Raw genomic sequence first — 15529 nt, forward strand, 5'->3', positions numbered from 1 at the left:
CATAGTGGACTTAAGAGATTGCAACGGCTCCGCTCATTGCTTCGAGGTTGTTCCAAAAGGGAAATACGCCCTTTTGGCCTTTGAAGTGGCAATGGCTTCTCTCGTTGCTCGTCCACTTTGAGAAGCCCACTCATAGTGGACTTAAGAGATTGCAACGGCTCCGCTCATTGCTTCGAGGTTGTTCCAAAAGGGAAATACGCCCTTTTGGAACAACCTCTCTAACATAAAAGAAGCTGATTCAAGTGATAGTACTCTTGTCCTGTTATGGGCCTCGAGTCTATCTTGAATCAGCTTGATAAGGATAGTATTAACCTAACTCACTTAGTCCGTCTAAGTCTTCTTCTTCGTCATTTTCTTCATCTGGAGTGACTTCTTCATCATCTGTCACTCCATCTTCTTGACCTTCTTTTTCATCGTCAGCTGGCTTTTCTTCTTTTTCTTTTTCTTCTTCTTTTACTTCTTCTTCTTTTACTTCTTCTTCTTTTGCTTTATCATCCGCGATGTCTTTTACAGTATCAATTGGTTGTTGGAACACATCGTTTGGATTTACAGCCATACCATCTTGACGAATTTCAAAATGGATATGAATGCCGGCGTCAGAATTGTAGCTATTCCGTCCAGCCCGTCCAAGGATATCACCTTGTTCGACTGTATCTCCTTCTTCTACTTCAACAGATTCTAAGCTGTGATAGTGTGTGACAACACCAGCTTCATGTGAAATTTCAACGACATAGCCAAGTAATGAATCTTTTTCTGATTTGACAACAGTACCACTAAGAGCAGCAGTAGCTTCAAAGCTTTCGCCATCTACATGAGCAAAGTCCATACCTTTATTCGGGAAATACGTATTATTGTAGTATACGAGAGCTTCTTGCTGTTCCTCAGGTGAACCATTCACATCGTAGAAATAGCCAACAACGGTTACTTCTTCCTCATTTACTACAGGCATTTTTACAACTTCTGATGAAGCAGTTACTTCAACAGCATCTTCACCATACGGATACATATTTCCCATTTGTCCTGAATCTGTTACTTCCACACCTTCTTGCGGTGCAGCTGTTTCATCTCCATCTTGCATAACAAACACGGCACTCAACACACCAGCTGCTGCAACTAAGTAAACTGCAGGCAACACCCAACGCTTACGTAATAAACTTTTAACTTTTAATTCAGATTTAGAAGAGCGATTGTTTTCTTCTTCTCTCATTTTCCATCACCTCAGCAATCATTCTGATCAGATTGCTAGAAATGTATACATCATTAAAAAACTTTTTTGAAATTAGTTTTCGACAAAGGTGGTTTTATTATGCATGAGGGGTCATTTTCTTTTTCTGGACTGGCTTTTTCATGACTGAAATTGTGGGGGCGTTATGTGTGGTTAGACTCGTGAGGACACTGTATTGAATAGAACTTGTTCTCATTTTTTATTTGCGAATTTCAAATTTTATCAGCGAATTTCGATTTTTATCAGCGACTTTCCAAATTTAACAGCGATATTCAAATTTTATCAGCGAAATTTCGATTTTAACAGCGAACCAACTTTTATGAGCAAAAGTTTGGCGATATCAGCGATTTTCAGCTTTAATAAAGACATTTATTCGGCACATAGCAAATAAGCTCTCGAGAAGATCACACTTCCCTAGAGCTCTTGCGTTACTCTGCTTTTGCCATCATATCTGCTACATACGGATCAAGACCTTGAATTTCGATTCCTTGATAATAGTGATTCACAATTGCTTTATAGTCTTTTCCTTCTTTCGCCATTCCATCAGCACCGAATTGACTCATTCCTACGCCATGTCCCCAACCTTTTGTCTGGATCGATATTTGGTCGCCTTGTCGTTGCCATTGAAAGTCAGATGAATCTAATGCTAATTTGTCCCTTACATCGCGACCAGTTAATTCGGTTCCATTTATGACGACTTTTGCGACACGACCACCGTCTGTTCGTTCCACAATCGATCCGACTGAGCCATCTTCTGGCATCGTCACGCCAAGCTTTTCTTGAAATTCAGATAGCGATACGACCTTTTCCCCACTAAACCTCGGAGATGACTGATCCCAAGGGCTTTCGACACTTCGTAAATAAGGATACGCGTCCCCCCAATAGTCTTCCGAGTTTTCCGTATAACCATTGCTTGTTGAGAAGAACATCGCATCAATTGGCTCGCCTTCAAACGTTAAGACTTGCCCTTGAGTCGCTAAAACAGCTTCTTGAATCCGTGCCATGTTCATTTCAAAATCTGCACCCCATTGTTCTCGTAGTTCAGCTTCATTTTTATATACTTGATGCGTCACGGTGTCTGTGACCATTGCCCCTTCTGGGAGCTGAACATCATGTGGCTGCAATATATTTTTCACCATATACGTGCGAGCTGTCAAAGCCTGCGCCTTGAGTGCCTCCATTTCAAAATTAGCATGCATTTCAGAAGCAACTACACCCATCACATATTGCTCAAGTGGAACTTCTTCAATTTCCTCCACTTGCGTCCTATAAATCGCAACTGCTACATCTTCTTCCGGTTCATAAGACCACTTTTCCTGCGTTTCTTCTACCGTAATCGTTCTCGTCACCGTTGTAGTACTTTCTGTAGGATCTGAAACAATTAGTACAAGCATAGTTGGAATAATAAGCACCGTTGTGCATAGAATAGTTGCTACAATGAGAAGTGGTTTCATGTCAGTCCTCCATTTATCATTATCTCTATCAAAGTATATGAGGGCTTGCCATGGGATAGAACTTTTTCTCTTACGTTAGAGCAGTTGATCCGGCTTTTGAGCTTATTTTCCGAGCAGTTGCGCTCGTTTTTCTGTCTTTGTCATCACTACATTTCCGTTCATAGCACCATTGCAATCGGTCCAATCGAAAAAAAGCCCCTACAAGGGACTTCTCTCATTTTGGTTACACTAAATTTGATTTTAAGTGTAGTGGAGCTGGAGCTTCGAGATTTTCGATTTCTTCTTCGATCTCTTCCATTACACGTTCTACATCTGCTCCAAGCAGGTGTAGTTTATCCGCTAGGTCAACGTAGCCGCGGTCAATGTGCTTTAGTTCTGTCACACGTGTAACGCCTTCGGCAACGAGTCCAGCTAAAATTAACGCTGCGCCAGCTCGTAAGTCTGTTGCAGACACTTCTGCACCTTGAAGGTTATTTGGTCCTGTAATAATAGCGGAGCGTCCTTCAATTTTAATATTGGAATTCATCCGACGAAATTCTTCTACGTGCATGAAGCGATTTTCAAATACCGTTTCCGTAATGACTCCTGTTCCGTGCGCTTGAAGGAGTAGGGCCATCATCTGAGCTTGCATATCCGTTGGGAAGCCAGGATGCGGCATCGTTTTAAAATCAACAGGCTTTAATTTGTCTGGACCGATTACGCGCAAACCGTTCTCTTCTTCAATAATCTTAACGCCCATTTCACCCATTTTCGCAATAAGCGGACGAAGATGCTCAGGCACAGCGCCTTCAACTAACACATTACCTTTTGTAATCGCAGCTGCCACCATAAACGTACCCGCTTCGATTCGATCAGGAATGACCGTGTGCTCTGCACCAACTAGTTCATCAACGCCTTCGATTCTGATTTCGCCCGTTCCGGCACCTCTTACCTTTGCACCCATGGCATTCAAGTAGTTGGCAACACAAACGATTTCTGGCTCTTCTGCAGCATTTTCAATGATTGTTGTTCCGTTTGCCATTGTAGCTGCCATCATAATGTTTTCGGTTGCACCAACACTTGGGAAGTCAAGATAAATTTTCGCACCTTGCAAACGTCCATCAATACGTGCTTCAATAAATCCATTTCCGATCTCGACCGTGGCTCCCATTGCTTCAAATCCTTTTAAATGCTGGTCAATCGGACGTGAGCCAATTGCACAACCACCAGGCAAGGCAATTCTCGCTTTCCCTACACGAGCAAGAAGTGGACCCATGACAAGAAAAGACGCTCTCATCTTCCGTACATATTCAAACGGCGCTTCTGTCTTTAATGTTTTCTCAGCATTTACATGAAATACTCCATCATCGTATACAACATCAATATTTAAATTACGTAAAACTTCTTTCATCGTGTATACATCTGCCAATTTAGGCACATCATATATGTGGCTTGTGCCGCGGCCTGCTAAAATTGATGCAGCAATTACGGGTAGAACCGCGTTTTTAGCGCCTTCTACCTTCACTGTGCCGCGTAGCTGATTGCCACCCCGGACAATAATTTTTTCCAACGTATTCCCCTCCGCGTCTAAATTATAGTCTCTTCTCTATCATCAATATTCAGTCGTAACCCTAGGCGTTCCTATTGTCAACGTTGTCCCCGCGCCCAATCAGCAATCTATCTGACCAGCCGTTTCTGGCAAATCGGATGAGAAACGGATTAGAGGAGAAACGACCTTACGTGCTTACTCGATTTTGCAATCGAATTCATGCTTTATTGTAGGACCTGCCTATTGCTTTTTTGAACCTAAACATAGCATTGATCCTTTTACATGTTCCATCACTATATTAGATTCAATTGCAGACCTATACGTTCCAAGCACCTGTTAGTAGGTACATGTAGTTATTTATCTTAGGTGTTGGGATAAGCGAGTATTGAACTGATTTAGCCTTTCATCCTTGGTTTGTCATATGTAAAGTGAGCAATTGATTCTAAACCGTCGTATGAAATCCAACCTGTAAGTTTATTCATTCAAGACAAACGCACGTTCATAATACGTTACGAATAGTCCTAAAGTTTCATTTTTTCCCAATGATTTGAAAAAACTTAGATTGGCAACTAAACGGAACATCACTTATAACTCTCTGAACATGAGGTACCCTCTTTTTAAAAACGTTAAACCAATTCCAACAAAACGCTCTACAACCAAATATGATCTTCTTCCCAAGAGAAAACGTTATTAGTATCATTTTTTCCTGGAAAAGTCTCAGCATACATGGAAGTTGTAGTCATTCCCTGATACTCCTATTCCCACAAAAAACGTAACATTTGCGTAGAATTAAAATAATCAAGAAAAAACTGACTAACCAACTGGGCAATAGCAATCGTTACGATTATCAGTAAGACTTTTGCCTTTGGACCATTTGGTTCCTTTACAAACAGATCAAATCGAAAAGATTGTAATGCCCACCATGTAATGCCTATGAAAAAGACATTGACTACAATATGTAAGACAGCCTGTTGTCCAAATCCACCCAACATTTTCATTACTCCCTCACTTTTGATCGATCATGTAGACTGTAATAGAAATCAGCCCATTTTCCATCATAACTGATTGAAAGTAAAAAATCTATAGGCAGTTTCTAGTTGTTCGGACCTAATTTATAATTGATAAAAAAAGGACGTTCTCCCCTTTTTTTATCAATTATATGCAATAAGTGGAGCCGTTTCCCTCCTAGACCAGCTTTTTAAAATATGAACAAAATAAGAAGATTTTCATCTTTTATTCACATTTGCAGCAAGGAACACATTTTTTTACAGTCTTCATACCAGAAGTATGAACAAAACAAAAAATAAGACGCCTAAAAAGGCGCCTTATTTTGCATGAATTATTTACCTGCCACGTCTAAACGATTCGTTGCTCGCTTCAACGCAAGCTGAGCTCGTTTAAAATCAATTTCATCTGATTTAGCTGAATCTATACGTTTTTTCGCACGTTGTTCAGCTTCGTGCGCACGGTCAACATCAATATCTGAAGGCAACTCAGCTGCCTCTGCTAAAATTGTTACCTGATCTGGACGAACTTCAACAAATCCACCAGTCACAGCAACTTTTTCCACAGTGGTGCCTTTATTTAAGCGTACTGCTCCAACTGTTAATGGAGCAACCAACGGAATGTGGTTTGGTAAAATCCCAAGTTCGCCTTCTAGCGTGCGAACAACGACCATATCCACAGCTCCGTCATACACCTTGCCATCAGGAGTTACAACACTTACTTGAACTGTCGGCATCTGAAAACCCTCCTTACTAGCAAATCCGGGGTTTAATATTTGATAAAGCGAGGGATTCTCGCTTTATCTTTAGCGATTTTTTACGCCATTTGCTTTGCTTTTTCAACCACTTCTTCAATACGACCAACTAGACGGAATGCATCTTCAGGAAGGTCATCATACTTACCTGAAAGAATTTCTTTGAAGCCTTTTAATGTTTCTTTTACTGGTACATAAGACCCTTCTTGGCCTGTAAACTGCTCAGCAACGTGGAAGTTTTGAGATAAGAAGAATTGGATACGACGCGCACGTCCAACGATCAATTTATCTTCCTCAGATAACTCGTCCATACCAAGAATCGCAATGATATCTTGTAATTCTTTATACTTTTGAAGCGTAGATTGAACTTGACGAGCAACTTGGTAATGCTCTTCTCCAACAATTTCAGGAGAAAGGGCACGAGACGTTGACGCAAGTGGATCCACAGCTGGGTAAATACCCATTTCAGAAAGTTTACGCTCAAGGTTCGTCGTTGCATCTAAGTGAGCAAACGTCGTCGCTGGAGCTGGATCTGTATAGTCATCGGCTGGTACATAGATCGCTTGGATTGATGTAACCGAACCAACTTTTGTTGATGTAATACGCTCTTGTAATTGACCCATTTCAGTAGCAAGTGTCGGTTGGTAACCAACGGCAGAAGGCATACGGCCGAGTAGGGCAGACACTTCAGAACCTGCTTGAGTGAAACGGAAAATGTTATCGATGAATAGAAGTACATCCTGTCCATCACGATCACGGAAATGCTCAGCCATTGTCAAACCAGAAAGAGCAACACGCATACGTGCTCCAGGTGGCTCATTCATTTGACCGAATACCATAGCCGTCTTTTTAATAACACCTGAATCTGTCATTTCGAAGAAAAGGTCATTTCCTTCACGAGTACGCTCACCGACACCAGCGAATACTGAGATACCACCGTGCTCTTGAGCAATGTTGTTAATTAATTCTTGGATTAATACCGTTTTACCTACACCGGCACCTCCAAATAGACCGATCTTCCCACCTTTTACGTATGGAGCAAGAAGGTCAACAACTTTAATTCCTGTTTCGAGAATTTCAGTTGAAGTAGAAAGCTCTTCAAACTTAGGTGCTTCGCGGTGAATTGGATCACGCTTCACATCTGCTGGAATCGGATCATTTAAATCAATCGTTTCACCAAGAACGTTGAATACACGCCCTAATGTAACTTCACCAACAGGTACAGAAATTGGCGCGCCTGTATCTACTGCTGCAGTCCCACGAACTAGACCATCCGTTGAATCCATTGCAACTGTACGAACTGAATTATCGCCAAGGTGCAAAGCAACTTCAAGTGTAACGTTGACATCAACAGCATTGTTGTCACTGCCTTTTTGCTCAACAATTAATGCATTGTTGATTTGAGGTAGATTCCCGCTATCGAATTTCACATCGACAACCGGACCCATTACCTGAGTAATGCGACCTTTATTCATTTTTAGTCCCTCCTATTCACATTCTAATCACGGTTGAAGGGTTATTGTTGATTTACCTTCGTCCTTTTTTGTTGAAGCAGCCCTTTTCGCTTTTGTAAGGTAAAAGGGTGCACTGTTATTTAGGGAGGATCAGCCCCCGACTTGTAAGCGAAAATGCAAAAGTGTTGTTCTCTTGTGAAGATCTCAGATACACTTTATTTTGCTTTTGGGGTCAGACCCTCGTGCATATTTCACTCTATTCAAGAGCTGCAGCGCCGCCGACGATTTCGGTAATCTCTTGCGTAATCGCTGCTTGACGTGCTCGGTTGTATACTAACGTTAAATCACCAATTAGAGTAGTTGCATTATCTGTCGCAGAACTCATTGCCGTCATACGTGCACCAAACTCACTCGCTTTTGCATCAAGCAAAGCGCCGAAGATAAGGCTTTCCGCATATTGTGGCAATAAACGTTCTAAAATGGCTTGTTCAGACGGTTCATACTCATACGTCGTCGTTTTCGCACCTTCCGCTATGTTTGTGAGCGGCAAGAGCTTTGACTCCGTTACTTCCTGAGTTAATGGACTTACGAAGTGGTTGTACCAAACGTATAGTTCATCAAACACACCATCGGCAAACATCTCAACCGTTGTTCTTGCAAGATTTTTAATATCATTGAAGTCTGGTTGATCATCAAGCCCAGTGATTTCTTGAATGATTGGAAGATTCCGCTTTTTAAATAAGTCACGTCCGATTCGACCCATGACAACAATTCCATACTCATCAGGTGATTTGTGACGCTCATTAATCGTTTTGAGAAGGGAACGAACTAAACTAGCGTTGTAGCCTCCAGCTAACCCACGGTCAGATGTGATCACGACATAACCAGTTCTCTTTACCGGACGCTCTTCTAGCATCGGGTGAGAGACTTCCGTTGAAGACGATGCAATACTAGCGACAACATCACGGATTTTTTCCGTATAAGGTTGGAATGCTTGAGCATTTGCCTGCGCACGGTTCAGTTTCGCAGCTGATACCATTTGCATCGCTTTTGTAATTTGCTTTGTCTTCTTTGTTGAAGTAATTCGTCCTTTTATATCTCGCATTGAAGCCATTTATTTTCACCACCTTTTCGCAAAACTAAAACGAGTTAACCTGCATTAGTTACTAGGGATAAATCCTTTTTTAAACTCACTGATCGCAGCTTTGAACTCATCTTCATTAGGAAGACCACCCGTTGTGCGAATGTGATCAAGAATCTCTTTCTTGTTATGGTCAAAGTATGTGAATAACTCTGATTCAAAACGAAGAACATCTTCAACAGGAATATCATCTAAGAAGCCTTTTGTTAATGCATAGATAATCGTTACTTGATACTCAACCGGTTGTGGTTTGTGAAGATCTTGCTTCAGAACTTCAACAGTACGTTGTCCACGATTTAACTTTGCTTGTGTTGCACGGTCAAGGTCTGAACCAAACTGTGCGAAAGCTTCTAATTCACGGTAAGCCGCTAAGTCTAGACGCAATGTACCCGCAACTTTTTTCATCGCTTTAATTTGCGCTGAACCACCAACACGTGATACAGAAAGACCTGCGTTAACGGCTGGACGAACACCAGAATAGAATAAATCAGATTGTAAGAAGATTTGTCCATCTGTGATCGAGATTACGTTTGTTGGGATATACGCAGATACGTCACCTGCTTGTGTTTCAATGAAAGGAAGAGCTGTAATCGAACCGCCACCCTTTGCATCGCTTAACTTTGCTGCACGTTCAAGTAAACGAGAGTGTAGGTAGAATACATCCCCTGGGAATGCCTCACGACCTGGAGGACGACGTAGCAATAATGAAAGCTCACGGTAAGCCGAAGCTTGCTTTGTTAAGTCATCATAGATAACTAGAACATGCTTGCCGTTATACATGAACTCCTCACCCATTGTTACCCCTGCATATGGAGCTAAGAATAGCATCGGTGCTGGGTCAGATGCACTTGCTGATACAACAATTGTGTAATCAAGAGCACCACGAGAGCGAAGTGTTTCCACTACTCCAGCTACAGTTGTATCTTTTTGCCCAATCGCAACGTAAATACAAATCATGTCTTGATCTTTTTGGTTCAAGATTGTATCAATTGCAATCGCTGTTTTCCCTGTTTGACGGTCCCCGATAATTAACTCACGTTGTCCACGTCCAATTGGAACCATTGTGTCAATTGACTTGATTCCTGTTTGAAGCGGCTCGTGAACCGATTTACGATCCATAACACCTGGTGCTTTGTTTTCAATTGGACGTGATTTTGAAGTCGCAATTGGACCTAATCCGTCAATAGGTTGTCCAAGAGAGTTCACAACACGGCCAAGTAATTCTTCACCAACTGGAACTTCCATAATACGACCAGTACGTTTTACCTCGTCACCTTCACGGATTCCAGTGTATGGACCTAAGATAATAATACCGATGTTATTCTCCTCAAGGTTCTGAGCCATCCCCATTACCCCGTTAGAGAATTCAAGTAACTCACCAGCCATTACATTTTCAAGGCCATGAGCAAGCGCGATACCGTCACCGACACGGATAACTGTACCTATATCTTGTACTTGAACATCAGACTGAAAATTTTCAATCTGCTGTTTAATTAGAGAGCTAATTTCATCTGCTTTGATGCTCATTACTTTCACCCCTATCTTCTACTAGCGTGTTCCGGCAACTAGCTTGCGCTTCATGCTATCAAGCTGCGCTTTTAGCGTGCCGTCATATATACGATCTCCGATGCGGATTTTTATTCCACCAATTAGCTCTGAGTCGACAATATTCTTCACTTCAAGCTTTGATTTCTTTGCTTTTTTTGCAAATACTTTCGCGATTTCTGCTTGTTCAGCATCTGTTAATGGCTTAACCGAGTAAACGGTCGCTTCTGCCACATCTTGAGCCTCGTAAGCTAAATCTTTGAATTTATTAACCATAGGAACAAGAATGTCCGTGCGTTTTCTCTCAATTAATAAGAGAAGTGTATGTAAGCTAAGCTCACTTACACTGCCTGAAAACTGTTTTTGAACAAATTCTTGCTTTTGTTTCGTTGTTACTTTTGGATGATCAAGGTAAGAAACGAGCTCAGGTGTCGTCTCTACGACTTCCTTTATCGTTTTCAACTCATTGTTCACTTTATCTAGTTGCTTCTTTTCGTTCGCAAGCTGAAAAAGGGCAAACGCATAACGATTCGCTACTGCTTGATTGCTCATAGCTTATCGCCTACCTCTTTGAGATACTCTTGCACAAGTTTTTCTTGTTCTTTCTCATCTAATTCTTTTTCAATTACTTTTTGAGCAATTAAAACAGATAGACTAGCTACTTGTTCGCGAAGAGCCGAAACAGCTTGCTCTTTTTCACGAGTTATTTCAGCTAAAGCAGAGTCTTTTAGACGCTCAGCATTTTCTTTTGCTTGGACTAAAATGTCTTGACCTTGTTGCTCACTTAGCTTCTTCGCTTGTTGAATGATTTCTTGTGCTTCAACTCTTGCTTTTTCTAGCTCTTTACGTTGTTGTACAATAAATTCCTCAGCATCTTTACGGCTCTTTTCCGCTGAGTCGATATTTCCATTAACCAGTTCCTCACGTTTTTCCATTACACCAAGTAAAGGCTTAAGTGCAAACTTATTAAGGAAAAAGAGTAGTGTAAGAAATGCAGCTAATTGAAAACCAATTGATCCCCATGGAATTTCAAAACCCATTCCGATTCACTCCTTTCTTGGATGTGAAAATACTTAACTTAAATACTTAGTAAATTTATGTGCTTAAAATGACTGTAGTAACAGTTATGAAATGTCTAATAAGTTGATGATACATAAGGAATGGCGAAAGGTCCTTTGCCGAACACTGTCGCCATTTTTATGTTAGATTGCTCGCTTAAAAAAGCGAGAACCACTATTAACCAAATAGTAATAGGAAAGAGATAACGATCGCGATGATCGGAACTGCCTCTGCAAGAGGTACACCAATGAACATAAGTGTTTGAAGAGTACCTTTTAGTTCTGGTTGACGTGTTACACCTTCAAGTGTTGCTTTTACGATGATTGCTACTGCAATCGCACCACCGATTGCTGCTAAACCTGCTACAATTGCTACTGCTAATGCTTCCATGAGAATAAGTCCTCCTTAAGGATAATAAGTTTTTTTTTGATATTTTTAAACGCTCTAATTAGAGCATGGTTTAATGATGTTCAACTTTATGTGCCATGTAGACCATCGCAAGCATCGCAAAGATATATGCTTGTAATGTTCCGATAAACATACCAAACGCTTGCCAGATGATCGTTGGAAGGAATGCTCCAAACAGACCAACTAGTCCTGATGAGCCAAGCCCAACTAATAGTACCATGAGAATTTCTTTCGCATACACGTTACCGAATAGACGCATTCCAAGCGTTAACGTATTGGCGAATTCTTCAATAATTTTAAAAGGCAATAGGAACGGTACCGGTCGGACATAGTCCTTAATGTACTCTCCAAACCCTCTAATTTTTATGCCATAGTAGTGGGTCATAATGATGACGAGCGCTGCCATAGTTAAGGTTAGGGCAGGATCGGATGTTGGTGATTTCCACCAAACCTCATGAGTTTCCTTATTATAAATTTCAAAAGGAATCCCTAGCATATTTGCCACAAAGACATAGAACAAAAGTGTAAATGCGAGTGCGATGAACTGACCGCCCACTTTCCAGCCCATGTTTGCTTTGATGATTCCACGAACGAAATCAATCATCCACTCTAGGAAGTTCTGTAAACCACTCGGGCGCATGGCTAGCTTACGTGTTCCGAAAAAACAGACGAAGAATACAATTAGACATGTCACAGTTGTCATTAAAACCGTTGACATATTAAACCATAAGCCACCAAGTTCCCTCATGGGAGATATATGATCCATTTATTTTCACCTCTTTCTACCAGATTCAATAAGTATATCTGCCATAATTATGACATAAATCAGGGCGAACCCTGTAATGACTGAGATTAGATGCAAACGTTCTGGATACTCAAGCGCTAGCCATACACATAATATCGCCAAGCCAATACGAATTAACACACCAAATGCGGCAATTGTGTAGGAAAAAGTTGAATACGTCTTTAATCCAGAAGCAACGTCTCCAATAACTTTTGCTTTTTTAAAGGTTGTCCACAGACTAAGCAAGCTAAAAGAGAGGCCAATAGTAAGGCCGAGGAATTGAGGTTTAAATTCAGTTAGGACGTACATTGTCATAAAGAGTACGATTAAGATACTTGCAACAACTATATAGCGTTTCATCTTACCTTCAAGTGATATCATTACTCTTTACCGTCTCCTAGAAATGGTTCAACAGCTTTGTATACACCGTAAAACCCCGTTGAAAGTCCTAACAATAGACATGTGATGAGAAAGAATGGTTTGGCTCCAAATTGATTCCCTAACCATAATCCAAGAAACACTCCACCAACAGTTCCACCTACTACATACGATGAAATGATAGAAACGAGAGCCATAGCACGCCACGGACTACGTTTGCCATCCGTCATGAACAGGCCTCCTTGTTGTCAAGAATTTCACTTCGGGAACTCTTTCATATTGTTACATATGTAAACCTTCTCATTATACCCTTAGTAATCGTACAATAGTGAAAACCCTGTGTCAATGCGATTTCTCATTAATTTTTGACTTCATTTCCCGTGTTCACATATCTGTCAAAAAAGCTCACATGAAATGTCAGACCACCACAAATGAAAGCTACTGAAAAAGGTGAAAATTGTTTTTTCAGTAGCCTCCCACAAATGGGGCTGACCCCATTTTCTATTTACTTATCTTCAAGCGTTTGCGCTCCAATTACAATTGTTGATTCTAACGTGTCTGCTTTTCCATCCTTTTTTGCATAAATTAGTGCTTTATACGTTCCATCTGGCAAATCAAGCTCTTTCCATTCTTGTTCGACCATTCCTCTTCCAATATCTTGCTTGACATCGAGGAATCGGACAAATTGAAAGGTATCTGGATCATATAAAGCAACGACCAATTCTTCCGCTCCACCTGGTAAATACAGTTCATAACGATATTGTCCAGGACGATCACCATGACCAAAGTTAAAAGCCATCGCTCTCGGATAATCTGGTTCTTCAATAAAAAAGACGTACGGAATTACGATTGGCTCTTTGCCACCTTCAATGACAACATCACCGTGATGGATCCCTTCGGCTAAAACGGCCGGAAATAAATCCAAATGGACGTCGACTTCTGTTTTTTTGCCAGGCTCTACCGTGGTAGAAAAAGGCACATCCCATTGTAAGCCATCTGGCAATTCAAATGGTGGTTTCACATGATAGGTCCGCGTCTTCTCATCATGATTTTCAATCGTAAATGTGACCGTTCGTTTCTCACGCGGGTCGTCTTTTGTATATTTTCCAAATGTAAGCGCCCCAGGATAAGCGAGTGTTGTCGCTTCTAGCGCTTTATCTACTTGCAGTCTGCCCGCCCCTTGCTCGTACGGATAATAGGGCTCTCCGTCTTCTTTTACTAATTTTTTCGCCGTGTTCATGAGTGCCGCCTTAACTTGTTCAGGTGTCCAATCTGGATGTGCTTGCTTAATCAATGCAGCTGCTCCAGCGACATGAGGAGCTGACATGCTCGTTCCATTTAGCCCTAAGTATCCTTTAGGAACAGTACTATCAATGGATACACCTGGCGCAACTAAATCCGGCTTTACTTCCCACGTGTGCGTAACCGGTCCTCTTGAACTAAATGGAGCGATAAAATCTTCTTCGTTCCTGTAAATCGTCCTGGCGTAAGGCGCATCTTTGTCGTTTTCGATTTGTTCTAACAGCCATTCGCCATCCTCTTTTGAAATGCTGACGACCGGAAGTTTCACGCCTAGTTCAACCGCTCCAACAAACGATCCCGGCAAATTGTTGTAAATTAATACGGCTTTTGCGCCATGTTCCAGAGCAAATTTCGCTTTTTCTGAAAAAGGGATCATCCCTCGTTTAACGAGCGCAATTTTGTTTGTTACATCGACTTCTTCCCATTCATTTTCTAACCCACTCCCAACTTCTACTAATTCAAAATCTCGTTTGAGCGCCCAAGGTAGTGCACCTCCGATCGGGTACAAAGTTACTTCTTGATCAAGTCCTGCTATGGTGATATACGGCGTTTTGATCGGGGGAGCCGATGCCCCAACTGAAATTGCTTTTGTTGATGTTCCTGGTGATCCGACCGTCCACATATTCGGTCCACTATTTCCATTTGATGTGACCGCGACAATTCCTACCTCCACCGCTTTATCAAGCGCAATGCTTGTTGGCCAATCAGGTCCGTTCACTGTGTTTCCTAGTGATAAGTTTAAGACATCGACTTCATCTTCGATTGCCTTTTCAATCGCCTCGATTACTTGCTCCGTCGTTCCTTGTCCTCCTGGACCAAGCGCGCGATACGCATACAAATCTGCCTCAGGTGCCACTCCTTTTACTTGTCCATTCGCCGCAATAATCCCAGCTACATGTGTCCCATGTAACGTCGGTGGACCTTGTGAGGCCACCGTTTCCATCGGGTCATGATCATAATCAACGACGTCATAGCCACCTTTATAATTGTTTTTTAAATCTGGATGGCTATAATCAATCCCCGTATCAATAACGGCTACTTTCACACCTTTTCCCGTTACCCGCTCACCATTTTGATCAAGCAATCCTCTTGCGCTATCCCCACCGATAAATGGAACACTGCCATCTAAGTTCGCTCTATATTCAACTACTTTATCGACTCGTTCAACTTCCTGAAAATCTTTTAGCATCCGGACTTCACTTTCAAGCAACTCGATCGAAAACCCATTGAGCGCTCGTTTGAATGTTTTCCGGACTTTACTTGAAGGAAATGCCGCAGATACTTCTTTTACAGCTTGGCTGACATCACCATTTGCCGTAACAATGACTATGACTTTTTCATCTTCCTCATCCACCTCTGCTACGGTTGGGATCTCAGGGTACGTAATGGCACAAACCGTACCAAGACTGACACTACACGCTATTGCCATTGCTAACAAACAAGCGAATCCTTTTTTCATATCCATCTCTCCCACCCTAATCGCATATGTAGA

At 41.6% G+C, this 15529-nt stretch carries 15 protein-coding genes; all 15 read right to left on the reverse strand.

Annotated features, from left to right (window positions below):
* Positions 1-307 precede the first annotated feature (307 nt).
* The gene (spoIIQ, locus tag SAZ04_RS04950) at positions 308-1207 is read right to left on the reverse strand and encodes a stage II sporulation protein SpoIIQ (RefSeq protein ID WP_332691962.1); all 900 of its coding nucleotides are present in this window, start codon (positions 1205-1207) and stop codon (positions 308-310) included.
* A 446-nt stretch (positions 1208-1653) separates the two neighbouring features.
* The gene (spoIID, locus tag SAZ04_RS04955; protein WP_332691967.1) at positions 1654-2679 is read right to left on the reverse strand and encodes a stage II sporulation protein D; all 1026 of its coding nucleotides are present in this window, start codon (positions 2677-2679) and stop codon (positions 1654-1656) included.
* A 223-nt stretch (positions 2680-2902) separates the two neighbouring features.
* On the reverse strand, positions 2903-4228 hold the full coding sequence (gene murA / locus SAZ04_RS04960; protein WP_332691970.1) for a UDP-N-acetylglucosamine 1-carboxyvinyltransferase: 1326 nt from the start codon (positions 4226-4228) through the stop codon (positions 2903-2905).
* Positions 4229-4962: 734 nt separating this feature from the next.
* The gene (locus SAZ04_RS04965) at positions 4963-5199 is read right to left on the reverse strand and encodes a DUF1146 family protein (protein WP_332691975.1); all 237 of its coding nucleotides are present in this window, start codon (positions 5197-5199) and stop codon (positions 4963-4965) included.
* A gap of 347 nt (positions 5200-5546) precedes the next feature.
* Complete coding sequence (locus SAZ04_RS04970; protein ID WP_332691977.1) at positions 5547-5948, reverse strand: F0F1 ATP synthase subunit epsilon; 402 nt, start codon at positions 5946-5948, stop codon at positions 5547-5549.
* 80 nt (positions 5949-6028) lie between these two features.
* Positions 6029-7441, reverse strand: a complete 1413-nt coding sequence (gene atpD, locus SAZ04_RS04975) for a F0F1 ATP synthase subunit beta (protein ID WP_332691980.1) — start codon at positions 7439-7441, stop codon at positions 6029-6031.
* A 235-nt stretch (positions 7442-7676) separates the two neighbouring features.
* Entirely contained in the window at positions 7677-8534 is an 858-nt protein-coding gene (atpG, locus tag SAZ04_RS04980) for an ATP synthase F1 subunit gamma (RefSeq protein WP_332691983.1), read from the reverse strand.
* Between the two features lie 45 nt (positions 8535-8579).
* A complete protein-coding gene (gene atpA, locus SAZ04_RS04985; RefSeq protein WP_332691986.1) occupies positions 8580-10088 on the reverse strand; it encodes a F0F1 ATP synthase subunit alpha in 1509 nt (502 codons plus the stop codon).
* 21 nt (positions 10089-10109) lie between these two features.
* Positions 10110-10658 carry a F0F1 ATP synthase subunit delta gene (locus tag SAZ04_RS04990; protein ID WP_332691989.1) on the reverse strand — a complete coding sequence of 183 codons (549 nt, stop codon included), beginning with the start codon at positions 10656-10658 and terminating at the stop codon, positions 10110-10112.
* The gene (atpF, locus tag SAZ04_RS04995) at positions 10655-11146 is read right to left on the reverse strand and encodes a F0F1 ATP synthase subunit B (RefSeq protein ID WP_332691992.1); all 492 of its coding nucleotides are present in this window, start codon (positions 11144-11146) and stop codon (positions 10655-10657) included. The genes SAZ04_RS04990 and atpF overlap by 4 nt, the downstream gene beginning before the upstream one ends.
* A 196-nt stretch (positions 11147-11342) precedes the next feature.
* Positions 11343-11555: a F0F1 ATP synthase subunit C gene (gene atpE, locus SAZ04_RS05000; RefSeq protein ID WP_332691996.1), complete on the reverse strand. Its 213-nt coding sequence runs from the start codon at positions 11553-11555 to the stop codon at positions 11343-11345.
* Between the two features lie 70 nt (positions 11556-11625).
* On the reverse strand, positions 11626-12339 hold the full coding sequence (gene atpB / locus SAZ04_RS05005) for a F0F1 ATP synthase subunit A (protein WP_332691999.1): 714 nt from the start codon (positions 12337-12339) through the stop codon (positions 11626-11628).
* Positions 12340-12345: 6 nt separating this feature from the next.
* Entirely contained in the window at positions 12346-12738 is a 393-nt protein-coding gene (locus SAZ04_RS05010; protein WP_332692002.1) for an ATP synthase subunit I, read from the reverse strand.
* Entirely contained in the window at positions 12738-12965 is a 228-nt protein-coding gene (locus tag SAZ04_RS05015; RefSeq protein ID WP_332692005.1) for an AtpZ/AtpI family protein, read from the reverse strand. Before SAZ04_RS05015 ends, SAZ04_RS05010 begins: the two co-directional genes overlap by 1 nt.
* Positions 12966-13240: 275 nt before the next feature.
* Positions 13241-15496 carry a S8 family serine peptidase gene (locus SAZ04_RS05020; protein ID WP_332692008.1) on the reverse strand — a complete coding sequence of 752 codons (2256 nt, stop codon included), beginning with the start codon at positions 15494-15496 and terminating at the stop codon, positions 13241-13243.
* Positions 15497-15529 lie beyond the last annotated feature (33 nt).

Origin of the sequence: Halalkalibacter lacteus, assembly GCF_036663595.1 — a bacterium.
GTDB lineage: Bacteria > Bacillota > Bacilli > Bacillales > Bacillaceae_D > Halalkalibacter > Halalkalibacter lacteus.

Coding starts and splice junctions, on each gene's coding strand:
- SAZ04_RS04965 (WP_332691975.1), bottom strand. CDS start 5,199: ATGTTGGGTGGATTTGGACAACAGGCTGTCTTACATATTGTAGTCAAT.
- SAZ04_RS04990 (WP_332691989.1), bottom strand. CDS start 10,658: ATGAGCAATCAAGCAGTAGCGAATCGTTATGCGTTTGCCCTTTTTCAG.
- atpF (WP_332691992.1), bottom strand. CDS start 11,146: ATGGGTTTTGAAATTCCATGGGGATCAATTGGTTTTCAATTAGCTGCA.
- spoIID (WP_332691967.1), bottom strand. CDS start 2,679: ATGAAACCACTTCTCATTGTAGCAACTATTCTATGCACAACGGTGCTT.
- atpA (WP_332691986.1), bottom strand. CDS start 10,088: ATGAGCATCAAAGCAGATGAAATTAGCTCTCTAATTAAACAGCAGATT.
- spoIIQ (WP_332691962.1), bottom strand. CDS start 1,207: ATGAGAGAAGAAGAAAACAATCGCTCTTCTAAATCTGAATTAAAAGTT.
- atpB (WP_332691999.1), bottom strand. CDS start 12,339: ATGGATCATATATCTCCCATGAGGGAACTTGGTGGCTTATGGTTTAAT.
- atpE (WP_332691996.1), bottom strand. CDS start 11,555: ATGGAAGCATTAGCAGTAGCAATTGTAGCAGGTTTAGCAGCAATCGGT.
- SAZ04_RS04970 (WP_332691977.1), bottom strand. CDS start 5,948: ATGCCGACAGTTCAAGTAAGTGTTGTAACTCCTGATGGCAAGGTGTAT.
- SAZ04_RS05020 (WP_332692008.1), bottom strand. CDS start 15,496: ATGAAAAAAGGATTCGCTTGTTTGTTAGCAATGGCAATAGCGTGTAGT.
- SAZ04_RS05015 (WP_332692005.1), bottom strand. CDS start 12,965: ATGACGGATGGCAAACGTAGTCCGTGGCGTGCTATGGCTCTCGTTTCT.
- SAZ04_RS05010 (WP_332692002.1), bottom strand. CDS start 12,738: ATGATATCACTTGAAGGTAAGATGAAACGCTATATAGTTGTTGCAAGT.
- atpD (WP_332691980.1), bottom strand. CDS start 7,441: ATGAATAAAGGTCGCATTACTCAGGTAATGGGTCCGGTTGTCGATGTG.
- atpG (WP_332691983.1), bottom strand. CDS start 8,534: ATGGCTTCAATGCGAGATATAAAAGGACGAATTACTTCAACAAAGAAG.